This window comes from Herbiconiux sp. (genome assembly GCF_023264855.1).
Lineage (GTDB): Bacteria > Actinomycetota > Actinomycetes > Actinomycetales > Microbacteriaceae > Herbiconiux.
This window is the reverse complement of record NZ_JAHFUW010000017.1, coordinates 45,122-61,492: the sequence shown is the minus strand read 5'-3', so window position 1 is coordinate 61,492 and position 16,371 is coordinate 45,122. Positions and strand designations below refer to the sequence as shown.

Here is a 16,371-nt window from a genome sequence, read left to right as displayed (position 1 = left end):
CTCCGGCGCATGCACTTCCTCGCGCGCGGCATCGAGGATGACCTCTACATGGCCGTCGCGGAGGTCGACGGCACGATGGTGGAAACACCGTGGCGCGTCGAGCACGAGTATGACGGATTACGGATCAGCCACGCGGACGACTTGTCCGGGACCAATCGTCTACAGATGCTCGGACCCTTCGCGACGCCAGAGGAAGCTGTCAAGGCGCTGCGGCCGTCCGCCTGGGATGTGCGAGGCTTCCTGGGTTGAACGAAGGAAGTCGCCTAGCAGCAACGCTAACTCACCCGATGCCGGGTATCGTCTGCCTTCACGCGAAATTAGAGAAGGAAATCGGGGATGGTCACGGAAGAGAGGGAAAAGTGGGTCATGCCATACGGCTGCTGGACCTGCGGACACGAATTCTGTGTCGTCGACGACGCCCGGAATGCCAGCTGCCCGAAATGCAATGCCCGCTGCCGAGCATTCCAGATGGCGCCGTGGTTCGGTTTCAGTTTCCCAACCTCGGTTCCCGCAGTCATGAACCTTGGGTACGTTCAGGACGTCAGCATTTACAACATGAACTTCTATGACGCGCCTGTCGCCGTGCAGGTAGCCGGCGGGAATATCCGCATGTCGAACGTGAGATTCGAGCGCACGGGCATAGGACTCGATGCCACAGGCCCGACGCGAGTCGACGCCTCGGACATCGACTTCAATCTTGGCGAGTAGCTGTGCTTCTAGCCAGGGGCATCGAGTAAGACCACTACTGGATTCTGGAGGAGATCGACGGAGCACAGAGCCACCGACGACGCGCCAAGCGGCCCGCCCCGAGGAGTTACTGAGCAGCTGTCTGGACCTCTACGCCCTGACTCTGCAGGTATGCCTCGACCTCAGCCTCCGAGTACCGGACGAGCCGCCCGATGCGGGAGAAACAGATGTTCTGCTTCTTGAATTGCCAATCACGCAGCGTGCCAGTGGGAATGCCGGTTTTCGAAGAGCACTGGGCATCGGTGAGCCATTGATTTGTCATACGCTCCAGCACGAGCATCGAGACGATCATCCGCATCATCATCTGCGAGGAGCTCGAGCAGTTCCTAAACCGCCTGCCAGAGCCGCCCCGGCCGCCGGCCTCGCCGCCGCGGTGGCTCGACGTGCGAGACGCCTCAGAGATTGCTTGCCGGCATCCGGTCACCGTGCGCGCGGCACTGCGGTCAGGAAGACTGCACGGCACCAAGGCGCCCGAACGCACGCGGCGTGCCGAGCGGGCGCGTGTCGAGGCCTGGGCTTCATCGTTAGCGTGCGCGCACCAGGGAGCGCGCACGTGAACGCGATGCTGTCTCCGTCGCAGCTGCCCGAACGGACGGGCCTCGCCTTGCAGCCCCTCACGAACTGGCGTTCGCTCGGCAAGGGCCCCGCGCACTTCGAGCTCGGCAGGCTGGTGCGCTACTGGGAGCACGACGTCGAGGCGTGGCTGGCTGATCAGCTCTAGTCCGCCGAAGTCCGAAAGACGCTCATCTGTCCGCATTCGCGCGCGACGCTGAGCAGAGCATATATATCCGCGAGATTGCAGGGAAGTCATCCACTCCCACCATCGACAATGAGCCTCGACGACTTCGAGCTGTACTACGGGGTCTGATCCGCACCGATCCTGATCTTCGTCAGGCATCTCAGCGAGGGCCGCACTTCTCCGGGAGTGCGGCCCTTCGCCGTTCGCCGTGCGATGCCTGCCGATACGGTGAAGGCGGCAGGACCGACACCGAGACTCCCGTCGCCGACGGCGGGCGGGCTCAGCTCCGCCGACCTCGACGAACTCTCGGGCGTGCTCCGCGCCGCCTAGACGGGACGTGCGACCTGCCGCGAGAATGGGCGGAGCGATCGGGAAGGACACGCGATGAGCGACATCGGAGCAGACGACCTCGGCGACTGGGGCGAAGACCAGATCTACGAGGAGCTGGCGACCGAGGTCGCCGCCCGGATCAGTGACGAGGGCGGGACGACCGCGAACGGCGTCGACCTGGATCTCGAGACGGACGACCCGGAGTTCGTCATCGATTACGACCGCGTGCGCCGGCAGGCGAACGACATCCTCGGAGGCTGACTTCGAGGGGGCGCCTGATTCCAGGAATGGGTCAGCGCGCGGGGGCGCGGCGCAGTCGGACGACCGAGACCAGAACGAGGAAGACGCCGACCAACAGCAAGCCCATGGCACCGAGCCGCACCGCGCGCGAGTCGGCGAGTCCGATGGTGGCGACGCCGGCGCCGATCAGCACGATGCCGGTGAGGAACGCGAGACCGATCGCGACCAGGCGAACACGGAGGTGCGCCACCGCACGCTGGGTGGGGCGGACCTGAATGGAGACCATGAGCATCCTCGCTCTCACTCGAAAAGTGAATCTGCTGCGACTCTACCCAGCTTCGGCGAGAATCCGCGAAATCGCGCGCGTCGGCGTGTCGTGCCGGATGCGCGGGGCTACTGGCCGTAGAAGAGTCGCTCGAACACGGCACGGGCCCTCCGTGTGACGCCGAGGTAGTCCTCTTCCAGCTGCGTCGCCGATCCCGGCGGATACTCCATCAAGCGCGCGACGCCTTCGAGCTGGCGCCGGTCGGTCGGCAGCACGTCCGAGGTCTTGTTGGTCCACAGCGTCATCGCCGAGCGTGCCCGGGAGGCGAAGATCCAGGCGTCGTGCAGCTTGCGTGCGTCGTCGTGCGAGATCAGGCCGGCGGCCTCCTCGGCGGCCAGCGCCTCCAGCGTCGACGTCGTGCGCAGAGCGGGCACCCGCGACGCGTGCTGCAGCTGGAGCAGCTGCACGTACCACTCGACGTCGCTGAGCGATCCGCGGCCGAGCTTCAGGTGCCGGGCCGGATCGGCGCCCTGCGGGAGGCGCTCCTTCTCCACCCGCGCCTTGATGCGCTTGACCTCGCGGATCTCGGTCTCCGAGATGTCGCGCGGGTAGCGCACCGTGTCGGCCAGCGCGTGGAACTCCTCGACCAGGGAGCGCTCCCCCGCCACTCCGTTCGCGCGCAGCAGCGCCTGCGCCTCCCAGGTGAGCGACCAGCGCTCGTAATAGGCCGCATAGGAGTCGAGCGAGCGCACCGCGGGCCCGTTCTTGCCCTCGGGGCGCAGGTCGACGTCGAGATCCAGCGGCAGCCGGGCGTCTTCGGTGAGCCGGCCGAGCTCGTTCACGATGAACTGCGCCACCGACTGCGCGGTCTGCTTGTCGACCCGCAGCGGCTTGTACACGTAGAGCACGTCGGCGTCGGAACCGAACCCGAGTTCGCCGCCGCCGTAGCGGCCCATGCCGATGATCGCGAACTCGATGCCGTCGCCCGCGGCCGGCGCCGCCGACTGACGGATGACCGCGAGCGTTCCCTCGAGGTGCACCGTGGTGATGTCGGTGAGCGCCTTGCCGAGCTCCTCCACCGTGCACATCCCGAGGATCGACGAGATCGCCATCCGCAGCACCTCGCGACGGCGGGCGGTGCGCAGAGCCATCGCCGCGGCATCCGGAGACTCGTGCCGCGCCACGATGGCCCGCATCTCCTCCTCGAGCAGGGCGCGGGCACGCGGGCGCAGCTCTTCGTCGTTCTCCAGCCAGGCGGCGGCCTCGGGGATGCGTTCCAGCAGCTCGCCCACGAACCGCGAGCCGGAGAGCACCTGGGTGAGGCGGGCCGCGGCCCCCGACGAGTCCCGGAGCATCCGCAGGAACCAGTAGGTCTCGCCGAGGGTGTCGGAGAGCCGGCGGAACGCCAGCAGCCCGTAGTCGGGATCGGCGCCGTTCGCGAACCACTGCAGCATCACGGGCAACAGGGTGCGCTGGATGGCGGCCCGCCTCGACACGCCCGCCGTCATGGCCGCGATGTGCCCGAGCGCACCGGTGGGGTTCACGAAGCCGATCGCGGCCAGTCGCGCCTCGGCCTGCGCGCTGGTGAGCGCCTGCTCGTCGGGCGAGAGCGCCGCCACGGCTGCCAGCAGCGGACGGTAGAACAGCCGCTCGTGCAGGCTGCGCACGCGCACCTTGATGGCGCTCCAGAGCGTGATGAGGTCGGCCGCGCTGCCCGCCAGCCCACTGCTGCGAGCGAGCACACGCTGCTCGGGCTCGTCGCGCGGCATCAGGTGGGTGCGGCTCAGCTGGCGCAGCTGCAGCCGGTGTTCGAGCAGGCGCAGGATGCGGTAGTCCTGCGCGAACTCGACCGACTCGACCCGGCCGATGTAGCCGGCGTCGGCCAGCGCGCCCAGGGCTTCGAGGGTGCTGCGCTGGCGCACGCTGTCGTCTTGCTGTCCGTGCACGAGTTGCAGCAGCTGCACGGTGAACTCGATGTCGCGAAGGCCCCCGGGCCCGAGCTTGAGCTGGTATTCGATGTCGGCCGGTCTGATGTTCTGCGTGACGCGTTCGCGCATCCGCTGCACCGATTCGACGAAGTTCTCCCGCGGTGCGCTCGACCACACCTGCGGGGCCACCAGTCGCGTGTAGTCCTCGCCGAGCTCGAGGTCGCCGGCCAGCGGCCGCGCCTTGAGCAGGGCCTGGAACTCCCAGTTCTTGGCCCAGCGTTCGTAGTATGCGGCATGCGACTCGAGCGAGCGCACGAGGGCACCGGCCTTGCCCTCCGGCCGCAGATTGGGGTCGACCTCCCAGAGCCCGGGCTCGAGGCCGGTCTCCCCGATGCCGCGCATCGTGACCATGGCGAGCCGGGTGCCGATCTCGATCGCCGTGCTCGTCTTGAGCCCGGCGGCCTCGTCGCCCTCGGCCACGAAGATCACGTCGACGTCGCTGACGTAGTTCAGCTCGCCCGCGCCGGCCTTGCCCATGCCGATGATGGCGAAGCGGGTGGCGCGCACGTCGTCGACCGGGAACTGCCAGAGGCCGTGCCCCTTCGTCGACACCTCGGAGCGCGCGACGGCCAGGGCGGCTTCGAGGGCTCCGGATGCGAGGTCGGCGAGCGAGCGGGCGACCTGGTCGAGCCCGGCCACGGGGTTCGGCTGCTCGAGGTCGAACGCCGTCACCCGGGCCAGCAGCACGCGGTACCGCACGCGGAGCGCCGTCCAGGCGTCTTCGCCCACGATCCCGGAGAAGCCGTCGACCGCCTGCACCGACTCGAGCAGCTCGCGCTTCGCCGTCTCCGCATCCGGGAGCCGCAGTTCGCCGCCGCCGATCTCGGCCAGGCGGGCCGGATGCCGCGTGAAGAAGTCGATCAGCCCTCCGGAGGCGCCGAACACCCGGATCACCCGGGTGCGCAGCGACTCCTCGCGGAGGGCGGCCGTCATCACCTCGGGCGAGCGCTGCAGGATGCGCCCGATCCCGCGCAGGGCCTGGTCGGCATCGGCGGCCAGCTGGAAGGCGGGGACCAGCTCCGACTGCGGAACGCCGGAGACCTCTTCGAGAGCCCGCAACTCCTCACCGGCCCAGCCGAGCTCGGCGAAGCCGACCCGCGCCAGTTCGGTGAGCGTGGTCTTGGAACGAGGCATCAGATGACTGCTACAGCATCTCCAGGTTGGATTCCAGCTCGTAGGGCGTCACCTGGGCGCGGTAGGCCTTCCACTCCTGCCGCTTGTTCAGCAGCACGTAGTTGAACACCTGCTCGCCGAGCGTCTCGGCCACGAGCTCCGACTCCTCCATCAGGCTGATGGCGCGGTCGAGCGAGGCCGGCAGGGCGTCGTAGCCGAGCGCTTTGCGCTCCGCATCCGTGAGGCTCCACACGTTGTCCTCCGCCTCGGGCGGCAGCTCGTAGTTCTCCTCGATGCCCTTCAGGCCCGCGGCCAGCAGCAGCGAGTACGAGAGGTACGGGTTCGCCGCCGAGTCGATGGCGCGGTACTCGATGCGCGACGACTGGCCCTTGTTGGGCTTGTACAGCGGCACACGCACGAGCGCCGAGCGGTTGTTGTGACCCCAGCACACGAAGCTCGGGGCCTCGTCGCCGCCCCAGAGCCGCTTGTAGGAGTTCACGAACTGGTTGGTGACGGCCGTGATCTCGGGGGCGTGCTTGAGCAGTCCGGCGATGAAGTTGCGGCCGATCTTCGACAGCTGGTACTCGGCGCCGGCCTCGTAGAAGGCGTTCGCATCGCCCTCGAACAGCGAGAGGTGGGTGTGCATGCCGGATCCCGGATGCCCCGACAGCGGCTTCGGCATGAACGTGGCGTACACGCCCTGCTCGATCGCCACCTCTTTGATGACGGTGCGGAAGGTCATGATGTTGTCGGCCGTGGTGAGCGCATCCGCGTACCGCAGGTCGATCTCGTTCTGGCCGGGGCCGGCCTCGTGGTGGCTGAACTCCACCGAGATGCCGAGGTCTTCGAGCATCCGCACGGAACGGCGGCGGAAGTCGTGCGCCGTGCCACCCGGAACGTTGTCGAAGTAGCCGGCCGAGTCGACCGGTTCGGGGCCTTCGGGCCCGTACTTCGACGACTTCAGCAGGTAGAACTCGATCTCGGGGTGGGTGTAGAACGTGAAACCGCGGTCGGCCGCCTTCGCCAGCGTGCGCTTCAGCACGTTGCGGGGGTCGGCGACGGCGGGCTGGCCGTCGGGCGTGGTGATGTCGCAGAACATCCGCGCCGTGGGGTCGATCTCGCCCCGCCAGGGCAGGATCTGGAAGGTGGTGGGGTCGGGGTGCGCCAGCACGTCCGCCTCGAACGAGCGGGTGAGGCCCTCGATGGCCGAGCCGTCGAATCCGAGGCCCTCGGCGAACGCGCCTTCGACCTCGGCCGGGGCGATCGCGACGGATTTCAGGGTGCCCACGACGTCTGTGAACCACAGCCGCACGAACTTGATGCCCCGCTCTTCGATCGTGCGAAGAACGAAGTCCCTTTGCTTATCCATCGGCGGAACAAACCCTCTCTCCGGCACTGGTTCATGCCCCTATTAGGCTAGTGGCTATGCCGAGACTTCGCTTAGCGTTGGCCCAAACCAACCCCGTTCTCGGGGACCTCGATTCGAACGCGCAGCAGATCCTCCGCGTCGCCGGCGAGGCGTCCCGCGCGGGCGCCGATCTGGTCGCGTTCGGGGAGATGTCGATCTCGGGCTACCCGATCGAAGACCTGGCGCTGCGCCCGAGCTTCCTCGCCGCCGCGCACCAGCGCATCGAGCTGCTGGCCCGTGAGCTGCAGGATGCCGGGCTCGGCGATCTGCCCGTGATCGTGGGGCATCCCGACGGCCCGTTCGAACCGCGCCTGCTCGGCACCAGCAACGCCCCCACCGCGATCGCGCAGAACGCCGCGAGCGTGCTGCAGGGCGGCCGTGTGGTGGCGCGCTACGCGAAGCACCACCTGCCCAACTACTCGGTCTTCGACGAGTACCGCATCTTCATCCCGGGCGACGAACTGCTCGTGCTGCGGCTGAAGGGCGTCGACGTCGCGCTCATCATCTGCGAAGACCTGTGGCGTGACGGCGGCCCGGTCGGCCGCGTTCTGCACGCGGATGCCGGGCTTCTCGTCGTGATCAACGGATCTCCGTACGAGCGCGACAAAGACGAGGTGCGTCTCCCCCTGGCCACCCGCCGCGCGGTCGAGACCGACACGATCGTCGCCTACGTCAACCTCGTCGGTGGGCAGGACGACCTGGTGTTCGACGGCGACAGCGTGGTGGTCGACCGCGACGGCTCGATCCTCGCCCGCGCGCCGCAGTTCGTGGAGCATCTTCTGCTGGTCGACCTCGACCCCGAGGCCGCCACGGCGTCCGCCGCCGAACTGCCCGCCGACGTGCGCCGGGTGGAACTCGGATCCGGCGTGCCCGCCTCCTCGAAGCCGGCGCTGTCGCCCGACATCGCCGAGCTGCCCGACGATCTCGAGCAGATCTGGAACGCGCTCGTGCTCGGCCTCCGCGACTACGTGGAGAAGAATCGCTTCCGCTCCGTCATCCTGGGCCTCTCCGGCGGTATCGACTCGGCCGTCTGCGCCGCCATCGCGGCGGATGCCCTCGGCGCCGACCGCGTCTACGGCGTCTCCATGCCCTCGCGCTACTCCTCAGACCACTCCCGCTCCGATGCCGACGACCTCGCCGAGCGGATCGGCCTGCACTACCGCACCGAGGCGATCGCCGACCTGGTGATCCCGTTCGAGACCCAGCTCGGACTGACGGATGTCGCGGCCGAGAACCTGCAGGCGCGCGCGCGTGGCGTGCTGCTCATGGGCCTCTCCAACCAGGAGGGTCACCTGGTGCTGACCACCGGGAACAAGAGCGAGCTGTCGGTCGGCTATTCCACCATCTACGGCGACGCGGTGGGCGGGTTCGGGCCGCTGAAGGATGTGCCGAAGATGCTCGTGTGGGAGCTGGCGAAGTGGCGGAACCGTCATGCCACCGCGCTGGGCGAGACCCCGCCCATTCCCGAGAACTCGATCTCGAAACCGCCGTCAGCGGAGCTGCGCCCCGACCAGACCGATCAGGACTCGCTGCCCGACTACGACATCCTGGATGCCATCCTGGAGGCCTACATCAACGGCGGGCTGAGCATCGGTGAGATCGTGGAGCTCGGATTCGACGCACCCACGGTCGAGCGCATCACGCAGCTGGTCGACCGGGCGGAGTGGAAGCGTCGCCAGAGTGCCATCGGGCCGAAGATCTCCCGCACGGCGTTCGGTCGTGATCGGCGCCTTCCGATCACCTATCGGCCCTCCGCCATCTGACGATCTCGGGATCGCACTGTCGGATCGGCGGCGGTTGTCAACCGCATAGGCGAAGCCGGCACAGCGGCCTAGCGTGTGCAGCATGATGCACATCACCTCCGCACAGAAGTTCCTGATCGTCGGTGATGAAGCGGGCACGCTGATCACCGAGTACGCGGCCGCTGGGCGGTCCCGGTGAGAATCGTCGTCGTCGGCGCCTCGGGCAACCTGGGCACGGCCCTCCTGCGCCGACTGGCTCGGGAACCGCACGCCGAGGCCGTTGGGATCTCCCGCCGGCGTCCCGGAGCCCACACCCGCCACGGTGCGGGCAGACCGCCCGGCCCGAATCCGTACGAGAGCGTGACGTGGCATGCGATCGACATCTCCGCAGTCGATGCCCCGGAACGCCTGACCACCGTGTTCGAGGGAGCCGACGCGGTCGTGCACCTCGGCTGGGCCCTGCAGCCCAACCATCGCGAGGACGTGATGGCGGCCACCAACGTGCGCGGCACCCGCGCCGTGCTCGCCGCCGTCGCCGTCGCCGGCGTTCCCCACGTGCTGCTCGCCTCCTCCGTGGGCGCCTACAGCGTCGGCCCGAAGCACAGGCGGGTAAGCGAGGACTGGCCCACCGGCGGCGTGCAGACCTCGCACTACGCCCGCCACAAGGCGATCAACGAGCGCGCCATGGACGCGTTCGAGCAGGCGCATCCCGACGTCGTCGTCACACGACTCCGCCCGGGACTCGTCTTCCAGCCCGACGCCGGCCGTGAGATCGCCCGGCTCTTCGCCGGCCCGCTCGTCCCGGTCCGTGCCCTCGCACTCCTCCGTCACCTGCCCGTGCTGCCACTCCCGACCTCCCTCATCTCACAGGGCGTGCACGCCGACGACGTCGCCGACGCCTTCTGGCGGGCGATCGACCGCCGGGCCGGTGGCGCGTTCAACATCGCCGCCGAGCCCGTGCTCGGTCCCGCCGAGGTGGCGGCCGCCCTCGGGGTACCGCGCACGGTGCCGATCCGGCGAGAGGTGGTGCGAGCCCTCGTGTCCCTCAGCTGGCGCCTGCGACTGCAGGCCACCGATCCGGGCTGGATCGACCTGTCCACCTCGATCCCCGTCATGTCGACCGCCCGCGCCCGCGAGGTGCTCGGCTGGCGGCCCACCGTGAGCTCCACCGAGGCTCTCCGATCGCTCGTCGACGCGTTCGCCGGCGGCCGCGGGCTGCCGGCCTCCCCGCCGCTCGGCGGCTGAAGCGTCTGCCCTCCACCACCACCGTGGCGATCTCCGCCGCACGCAACCGAAAGGAACCACCCATGGCACTTGAACTCGACCACGCCACCCTCGAGCACCGCGGTCTCACCTACACGCTCCACGGAGGCGATCCGGAATGGGCGATCGAGCGCGACGGCCGAACGCTCGGCCACCTCGTCGTCAAGTCACCGGCCGGCGAGGAGGGCGAGCCGGTCTACACGATCCGCCACCCCGACGGCAGCGAGGGCAACACCGAGGGCAGCGACTGGGAGCAGATCGTCAAAGCGTTCCTGAACGACGTCGACACCGCCATCGACGCGCCCTCGAGCGGATCGCCCGGCGCTTCCCAGTAAGGCGGAAACGGCGGGCAACCGCCGCCCGGGGCCGGCCTCAGTCGTTCTGGACGATGTCCAGCGCATGCTGGAGGTCGGCCGGATACCGGCTCTCGAACGACACGTACTCCCGGGTCTCGGGATGCACGAAGCCGAGCCTCATGGCGTGCAGCCATTGCCGTGTGAGTCCGAGCCGCGCCGAGAGCACCGGATCGGCCCCGTACATGGCGTCGCCGACGCACGGATGCCGCTGGGCCGCCATGTGCACACGGATCTGATGCGTCCGTCCCGTCTCCAGATGGATCTCCAGCAGCGTGGCCGCGCGGAAGGCCTCGAGCGTCTCGTAGTGCGTCACCGAAGGCTTGCCGGCGGCGGTCACCGCGAACTTCCAGTCGGATTTCGGATGCCGCCCGATCGGCGCGTCGATGGTTCCCGCGAACGGGTCGGGATGCCCCTGCACCAGGGCGTGGTAGATCTTGTCGACCTCACGGTCGTGGAACAGGCGCTTCAGCCAGGTGTAGGCGGCCTCGCTCTTCGCGACCACCATCAGGCCGCTGGTGCCCGCATCCAAGCGGTGCACGATGCCTGCACGCTCGGCGGCTCCGCTGGTGGCGATGCGGTACCCCGCGCCGGCGAGGGCGCCGAGCACCGTCGGCCCTTCCCAGCCCACCGACGGGTGAGCGGCCACGCCGACGGGCTTGTCGATCACGATGATGCTGTCGTCGTCGTAGACGACCTCCAGCTCGGGCACGACCACCGGCACGATGCGCGGTTCTTCACGCGGCGACCACTCGACCGAGAGCCAGGTGTCGCGCCGCAGCTTGTCCGACTTGCCCACCGTACGGCCGTCGACGCTCACGCCGCCTGCGTCGACCACCTCGGCGGCGAAGGTGCGGGAGAAGCCGAGCAGTTTGGCGATGCCGGCGTCGACGCGCGAACCATCGAGCCCGTCGGGAACCGGGAGGGTACGCGACTCCACCATGTCAGGCCTGTTCGCGATCGCCGGGCTCGGCCGCGGCATCCGGAGCGGCGGCGTCGGACCCCGGTGCGGCGGCGACGGGTTCCGGCTGCGACTTCGTGCCGTCCAGCCCGATCCCCCGGATGGTCAGGATCAAGAACAGCACCATGGCCGCCGTGATCGACACGTCGGCGAGGTTGAAGATCGCGGGCAGCAGCGGGATGGTGAGGAAGTCGATCACGTGCCCCTGGCCGAAGCTGGGCTCCCGGAACAACCGGTCGATCAGATTGCCGATCGTGCCGCCGAGCAGCAGGCCGAAGACCCAGGCCCAGGCGAACGAACGGATGCGCCGCGCGAACCAGACGATGAACACCGTCACGGCGGCGGCGAGGATCGAGAAGATCCAGGTGTAGGCGTTTCCGATCGAGAAGGCCGCACCCGAGTTCTTCACGAAGTGAAATTGGATGAGGTCGCCCACTACGGGGACGACCTCACCCAATTCGAGGTTCTGAACCACCAGGTACTTGGCGATCTGATCGAGGGCGATCGACGCGGCTGCGACGATCGCCAGGACGATCAGTACCTGAGGGCGGCCTTTCGAGCGGGAGCTATCCGCCAAAGCCGCTGAAGCCGGCCGACGAAGGAGCCTTCTCCTCGGCCGGGGCCGAGCTCAGCTCCTTCAGCTGGTCTTCGATGTAGGTCTTGAGACCCGCGCGGTAGTCCTTCTCGAAGGTGCGCAGCTCGTCGATGCGGTGCTCGATGCCGGCCTTCTCCTGGTTGAGACGGGCCAGTTCGTTGCGCTGCTTGGTCTCGGCCTCGGCGACGATGCGCGCGGCCGTGGCGTGACCTTCGGCGATGAGGGCGTCGCGCTTGTCGGCACCCTCCTTGACGTGCTCGTCGTGCAGGCGGCGAGCCAGCTGCAGCAGGTTCGTGGTCGAACCGGTCTCGTCGTCGACATCGGCGGCGGGAGCGGCCACAGGGGCGACCGGAGCGGCGGCGACGGGCGCGGGAGCCTCGGCGACGGGGGCCGGAGCCTCCACGACCTCTTCGGCGGCCGGAGCAGCCGGAGCGGCGGAGACGGGAGCGGGAGCCGCAGACGAGCCGGACTCGAGCTGAGCCTTGAGCTCCTCGTTCTCCTGCGTCAGACGGCGGAGCTCGACGACGACCTCGTCGAGGAAGTCATCGACCTCGTCCTGGTCGTAGCCCTCACGGAACTTGGTCTGAGAAAATCTCTTGTTAACAACATCTTCCGGAGTTAACGCCATGGTTTCCACCTTTATTGCATTGACAGACAGGGATAACGCGGTGCGTTCTTCTCAGGATACATGTGCACTCACGCGGAGCGCACGAATCCCGCCACCGAGAGACACACGATCACCAGCAGCATCGTGATGCTCCAGCCGAAATCGAGGGCGATCGCCCCGACGCGAAGCGGCGGGATGATCCGGCGGAAGAAGCGGATGGGCGGGTCGGTGACCGTGTAGGCCACCTCCGCCACCACCAGCAGGGCTCCGGTCGGCCGCCAGTCGCGGCGGACCGTCCGGAGCAGGTCGAGGATGAATCGACCCCACATCAGGAAGAAATAGAGCAGCAGAGCAAAATAGACGACGGTCGCGATGATGGCGACGAGGGAACTCACTCAGTAATTATGACTGCACGAAGAAGGAAGACTCTGCACGAGCTTCCCCACCGGCGTCGCCGGAGACCGCCACGTGCGACGGCGAGAGCAGGAAGACCTTGCTCGTGACACGCTCGATCTTGCCGTAGAGCCCCTGCGAGAGACCGCCGGCGAAGTCGATCAGGCGGCGCGCGTCGGCATCCGTCATCTGCGACAGGTTGATGATCACCGGGATGCCCTCGCGGAAGTTCTCCGCGATGATCTGCGCGTCCTTGTACTGCTTGGGGTGCACCGTGAGGATTTCGTTCATTTCTGCGGGAGCCACATTCTTCGTCTGCGCGGGCTTGCGGAGCGGGGTGACCGGCGCACGCGTGGCGGCGGCCTGGGGGGCGGCCTGCGGGTGCGGCACGGGGGCGACCGGGGAGGAGGTCGGCGCGGCGGGAGCCTCGTACTCGAGCTCTTCGTCGGCGAGTCCCAGGTACACCATGGTCTTGCGAAGCGGGTTGGCCATCAGATCCTCCGGTTGCGGTTACGTCTTCCTCCCCCGAGATTAATCGCGCGGCGGCCGATTTCCGGTGATTGCCGTGCCGATGCGCAGGTGTGTCGCGCCTTCGGCGAGGGCTTCGGCGTAGTCGTGCGACATCCCGGCCGAGATGAATCGGGCCTCCGGATCGAGCGCCCGCACACCGTCGCTGAGACCCCGGAGCCGTGCGAACGCGCGCCGCGGCTCCTCTTCCAGGGGAGCGACGGCCATGACACCCAGGAGGCGGAGCCCCGGCGCGGCCAGGATCTGCTCGGCCACGGCCTGAACGTCGGCGGGCGCGGCTCCCCCACGGGCCGGGTCGTCGGTGAGGTTGATCTGCAAGAAGCAGTCGGTCGGCGGATCGCCTTCGGCCGGCTGCGCCAGCGCACTCACCACCGCCTCCCGGTCGATCGAGTGGATCACCGAGGCGTACTCCCGCACCTGGCGGGCCTTCTTCGACTGCAGCTGCCCGACGAAATGCCAGGTGGGCTCGAGGTCGGCCAGCTCGGCGGCCTTCTCGCGCGCCTCCTGGTGCCGGTTCTCCCCGAAGTTCCGGATGCCGAGGCCGTGCAGCTCGCGCACCAGTGAGGCGGGATGGAACTTCGTGACCGCGATCAGCGTGATCTCGGCCGGATCACGGTCGGCAGCCCGGGCGGCCTCGGCGATGCCGGAGGTCACCCGGGCGACACGCTCGGCGAGTTCGGAGCTCACGTCAGGCCGCCGCTCATGTCAGGAGGCTGCTGATTTCAGGAGGCTGCTCACTTCAGGAAGTCGGGGACGTCCAGGTCGGAGTCGTCGTCTTCGGAGGCCGGGTCCAGTGCCACCGAGCCGGCCAGACCGAGGTCGCTCTGGGCGCTGCTCTGCCACGACGGCTGCGCGGCGGGCGCGGCGGCGGGAGTCTCTTCGGCGGGCTCGGCCTTCTGCTCGCGGCGCAGGGTGGCGGTGGCGGCACCGCCGCGGCCGAAGGGGTCGACCTCTTCGGCGGCCGCGGCGTAGCTGCCCCGGCGCGATTCGGCCGGCGTGTTCGCGTTGGGCTCGCCACCGTCGAAACCGGCGGCGATGACGGTGACGCGCACCTCGTCGCCCAGGGTGTCGTCGATGACGGCGCCGAAGATGATGTTGGCCTCGGGGTGCACCGCATCCTGAACCAGCTTGGCGGCGTCGTTGATCTCGAAGATACCGAGGTTCGAGCCGCCCTGGATCGACAGCAGCACGCCGTGCGCACCGTCGATGGAGGCCTCGAGCAGCGGGCTCGCGACCGCCAGCTCGGCCGCCTTGATGGCGCGGTCGGCGCCCCGAGACGAGCCGATGCCCATCAGTGCGGAGCCGGCGCCCTGCATGACCGACTTGACGTCGGCGAAGTCGAGGTTGATCAGGCCGGGGGTGGTGATCAGGTCGGTGATGCCCTGCACACCGGCGAGCAGCACCTGGTCGGCCGTGGAGAAGGCCTCGAGCATGCTGATGCCACGGTCGCTGATCTCGAGCAGGCGGTCGTTGGGCACCACGATGAGGGTGTCGACCTCGTTCTTCAGCGTGGCCACGCCGTCTTCGGCCTGAGCCGCGCGACGCTTGCCCTCGAAGCCGAAGGGCTTCGTGACGACACCGATGGTGAGCGCGCCGATCGACTTGGCGATGCGGGCGACCACGGGGGCGCCACCGGTACCGGTACCGCCACCCTCACCGGCGGTGACGAAGACCATGTCGGCCCCGGCCAGGGCCTCCTCGATCTCCTCCGCGTGGTCTTCGGCGGCACGGCGTCCCACCTCGGGGTCGGCGCCGGCGCCGAGGCCGCGGGTGATCTCGCGGCCCACGTCGAGCTTCACGTCGGCGTCGCTCATCAGGAGCGCCTGCGCATCCGTGTTGATCGCGATGAACTCGACCCCGCGGAGCCCGAGCTCGATCATGCGGTTCACGGCGTTCACGCCGCCACCGCCGATGCCGACGACCTTGATCACGGCGAGGTAGTTCTGGTTTGAAGTCACGTCCGGCCTCCGCTGGATTTCCCGGGCTGGAAACTCTAAAGTTCAGGTTGAAAGTTAAAGTTATTCCGAGTAGGTATTTACTTGTTCCGACGCTACGCGAGGATGCCCGCCGGGTCGCCGCGCCGCGCCGCGTGTCGCGATCCGCCGTGCCAAATCATGCGAGCACCATCAGCGCACCACGGGGCTTGCGGGGCTCGAGACGTCGTACTGCACGGGCGATGCCGGATCTTGCGTGGCGATCAGACGGGCCAGGATGCGCGCCTTCAGCTCGCTGTCGTCCGGGCTCCCCCACACCACGCTCTGGCCGGCGCCGGTGAACACGAAGGTCACGCTGTCGGGCGTCGTGCCTGCGATGCGATCGACCTGACCCAGGATGTCGTCGGGCAGCGAGGTCAGCACCGCGGCGGCCGCGGCGAAACCCCGGCTGCCGATCTCGGTGCCGGTGAGATCCAGCAGCGGGAAGCCGGCGATCCGCTCGCCCGACTGCTGCACGGTCACGCCCGCGGCATCGAGCAGGTCGAAACCGGTCGCGGTCTGCACCTGGGCGACCGGGCGCCGCTCCACCACCCTGATGGCCAGGGTGTCGGGCGGCCGGGCCTCGACCGAGTACGAGGCGATCAGCGGATACTGCGCCAGGTCGCGTTCGATCGCCCCGTAGTCGACGAGGGCGAGCGGGCGGCCGAGCTGGTCGCCGAGACTCGCCGTGACGGCGGCGGCGTCCAGCCGCGACGTACCCTCCACGGCGACCGTGCGCACGGCCAGCAGGGGCGAGTAGGCCGCCAGCAGCACCACGAGCACGAGCCCGGCGAGGCTGGCGCCGGTGATCAGCCAGGCCAGGCGGCGCCGGCGCGAGCGCTGCGTGAAGCGGCGGGACTCGGCACGCTCGTAGCGGCGGCGCGAGCGTGTGGCCTTGCGCAGTTCGCGCCGGGCGTCGGGGCTGTACGGGTCACCCGGTCCGGGTGCAGTGGCCGGGGCCGGCGGGGTCGCCCCGGCGGTCGCCCGAGGCGGCTTCTTCGGCAGTCGCTCCACGGGCACCGTGTCGGCCTCGGCCGGAGCCGTCCGGCCCGACTTCGCCGCCGACGGCGTGACGGGCGGTTGCTTCTTCGGCAGTCGCTCGACCGGAACGGTATCCGCCTCGCTG

Annotated in this window: 19 protein-coding genes; 7 read left to right on the top strand and 12 right to left on the bottom strand. The window is 68.7% G+C overall.

Going from position 1 to position 16,371, the window contains the following annotated elements:
- Positions 1–9 precede the first annotated feature (9 nt).
- Together Q0D75_RS09165 and Q0D75_RS09160 are read left to right on the top strand one after the other, a co-directional pair.
- Complete coding sequence (locus Q0D75_RS09165; protein ID WP_291052138.1) at positions 10–249, top strand: hypothetical protein; 240 nt, start codon at positions 10–12, stop codon at positions 247–249.
- Between the two features lie 87 nt (positions 250–336).
- On the top strand, positions 337–708 hold the full coding sequence (locus tag Q0D75_RS09160) for a hypothetical protein (protein WP_291052135.1): 372 nt from the start codon (positions 337–339) through the stop codon (positions 706–708).
- A 106-nt stretch (positions 709–814) separates the two neighbouring features.
- Here the strand turns inward: Q0D75_RS09160 and Q0D75_RS09155 are convergent, their stop codons facing one another.
- Entirely contained in the window at positions 815–1,039 is a 225-nt protein-coding gene (locus Q0D75_RS09155; RefSeq protein ID WP_291052133.1) for a helix-turn-helix domain-containing protein, read from the bottom strand.
- A gap of 261 nt (positions 1,040–1,300) precedes the next feature.
- On the opposite strand from Q0D75_RS09155, the gene Q0D75_RS09150 reads away from it, so the two are divergent.
- Both Q0D75_RS09150 and Q0D75_RS09145 read left to right on the top strand, forming a co-directional pair.
- The gene (locus Q0D75_RS09150; RefSeq protein WP_291052130.1) at positions 1,301–1,468 is read left to right on the top strand and encodes a DNA-binding protein; all 168 of its coding nucleotides are present in this window, start codon (positions 1,301–1,303) and stop codon (positions 1,466–1,468) included.
- Between the two features lie 402 nt (positions 1,469–1,870).
- Positions 1,871–2,077 (top strand): hypothetical protein, encoded by a 207-nt coding sequence (locus Q0D75_RS09145; protein WP_291052128.1) that lies wholly within the window; start codon positions 1,871–1,873, stop codon positions 2,075–2,077.
- Between the two features lie 31 nt (positions 2,078–2,108).
- Here Q0D75_RS09145 and Q0D75_RS09140 read toward each other — a convergent pair whose 3' ends face one another.
- The 3 genes from Q0D75_RS09140 to Q0D75_RS09130 form a co-directional block, all read right to left on the bottom strand.
- Positions 2,109–2,342, bottom strand: a complete 234-nt coding sequence (locus tag Q0D75_RS09140; protein ID WP_291052124.1) for a hypothetical protein — start codon at positions 2,340–2,342, stop codon at positions 2,109–2,111.
- Positions 2,343–2,449: 107 nt separating this feature from the next.
- Positions 2,450–5,443 carry a bifunctional [glutamine synthetase] adenylyltransferase/[glutamine synthetase]-adenylyl-L-tyrosine phosphorylase gene (locus tag Q0D75_RS09135; protein ID WP_291052121.1) on the bottom strand — a complete coding sequence of 998 codons (2,994 nt, stop codon included), beginning with the start codon at positions 5,441–5,443 and terminating at the stop codon, positions 2,450–2,452.
- 10 nt (positions 5,444–5,453) lie between these two features.
- A complete protein-coding gene (locus tag Q0D75_RS09130) occupies positions 5,454–6,791 on the bottom strand; it encodes a glutamine synthetase family protein (protein ID WP_291052118.1) in 1,338 nt (445 codons plus the stop codon).
- Positions 6,792–6,847: 56 nt separating this feature from the next.
- Between Q0D75_RS09130 and Q0D75_RS09125 the strand changes: the two genes are divergently transcribed.
- From Q0D75_RS09125 to Q0D75_RS09115, 3 genes are all read left to right on the top strand, one after another.
- Entirely contained in the window at positions 6,848–8,593 is a 1,746-nt protein-coding gene (locus Q0D75_RS09125; RefSeq protein ID WP_291052115.1) for an NAD+ synthase, read from the top strand.
- 174 nt (positions 8,594–8,767) lie between these two features.
- Complete coding sequence (locus Q0D75_RS09120) at positions 8,768–9,817, top strand: NAD-dependent epimerase/dehydratase family protein (protein WP_291052112.1); 1,050 nt, start codon at positions 8,768–8,770, stop codon at positions 9,815–9,817.
- Positions 9,818–9,879: 62 nt separating this feature from the next.
- Positions 9,880–10,170, top strand: coding sequence for a hypothetical protein (locus Q0D75_RS09115; RefSeq protein WP_291052110.1), 291 nt, complete (start codon positions 9,880–9,882; stop codon positions 10,168–10,170).
- Between the two features lie 37 nt (positions 10,171–10,207).
- Here Q0D75_RS09115 and Q0D75_RS09110 read toward each other — a convergent pair whose 3' ends face one another.
- From Q0D75_RS09110 to Q0D75_RS09075, 8 genes are all read right to left on the bottom strand, one after another.
- Positions 10,208–11,128 carry an RluA family pseudouridine synthase gene (locus Q0D75_RS09110; RefSeq protein WP_291052187.1) on the bottom strand — a complete coding sequence of 307 codons (921 nt, stop codon included), beginning with the start codon at positions 11,126–11,128 and terminating at the stop codon, positions 10,208–10,210.
- A 4-nt stretch (positions 11,129–11,132) separates the two neighbouring features.
- Complete coding sequence (lspA, locus tag Q0D75_RS09105; RefSeq protein WP_291052107.1) at positions 11,133–11,726, bottom strand: signal peptidase II; 594 nt, start codon at positions 11,724–11,726, stop codon at positions 11,133–11,135.
- On the bottom strand, positions 11,716–12,372 hold the full coding sequence (locus tag Q0D75_RS09100; RefSeq protein WP_291052104.1) for a DivIVA domain-containing protein: 657 nt from the start codon (positions 12,370–12,372) through the stop codon (positions 11,716–11,718). The genes lspA and Q0D75_RS09100 overlap by 11 nt, the downstream gene beginning before the upstream one ends.
- Before the next feature lie 68 nt (positions 12,373–12,440).
- On the bottom strand, positions 12,441–12,746 hold the full coding sequence (locus tag Q0D75_RS09095) for a YggT family protein (protein WP_291052102.1): 306 nt from the start codon (positions 12,744–12,746) through the stop codon (positions 12,441–12,443).
- 7 nt (positions 12,747–12,753) lie between these two features.
- Entirely contained in the window at positions 12,754–13,236 is a 483-nt protein-coding gene (gene sepF / locus Q0D75_RS09090) for a cell division protein SepF (protein WP_291052099.1), read from the bottom strand.
- 39 nt (positions 13,237–13,275) lie between these two features.
- The gene (locus Q0D75_RS09085; protein WP_291052095.1) at positions 13,276–13,959 is read right to left on the bottom strand and encodes a YggS family pyridoxal phosphate-dependent enzyme; all 684 of its coding nucleotides are present in this window, start codon (positions 13,957–13,959) and stop codon (positions 13,276–13,278) included.
- Between the two features lie 47 nt (positions 13,960–14,006).
- Complete coding sequence (ftsZ, locus tag Q0D75_RS09080) at positions 14,007–15,230, bottom strand: cell division protein FtsZ (RefSeq protein ID WP_291052091.1); 1,224 nt, start codon at positions 15,228–15,230, stop codon at positions 14,007–14,009.
- Positions 15,231–15,398: 168 nt separating this feature from the next.
- Positions 15,399–16,265 carry an FtsQ-type POTRA domain-containing protein gene (locus tag Q0D75_RS09075; RefSeq protein ID WP_291052087.1) on the bottom strand — a complete coding sequence of 289 codons (867 nt, stop codon included), beginning with the start codon at positions 16,263–16,265 and terminating at the stop codon, positions 15,399–15,401.
- Positions 16,266–16,371 lie beyond the last annotated feature (106 nt).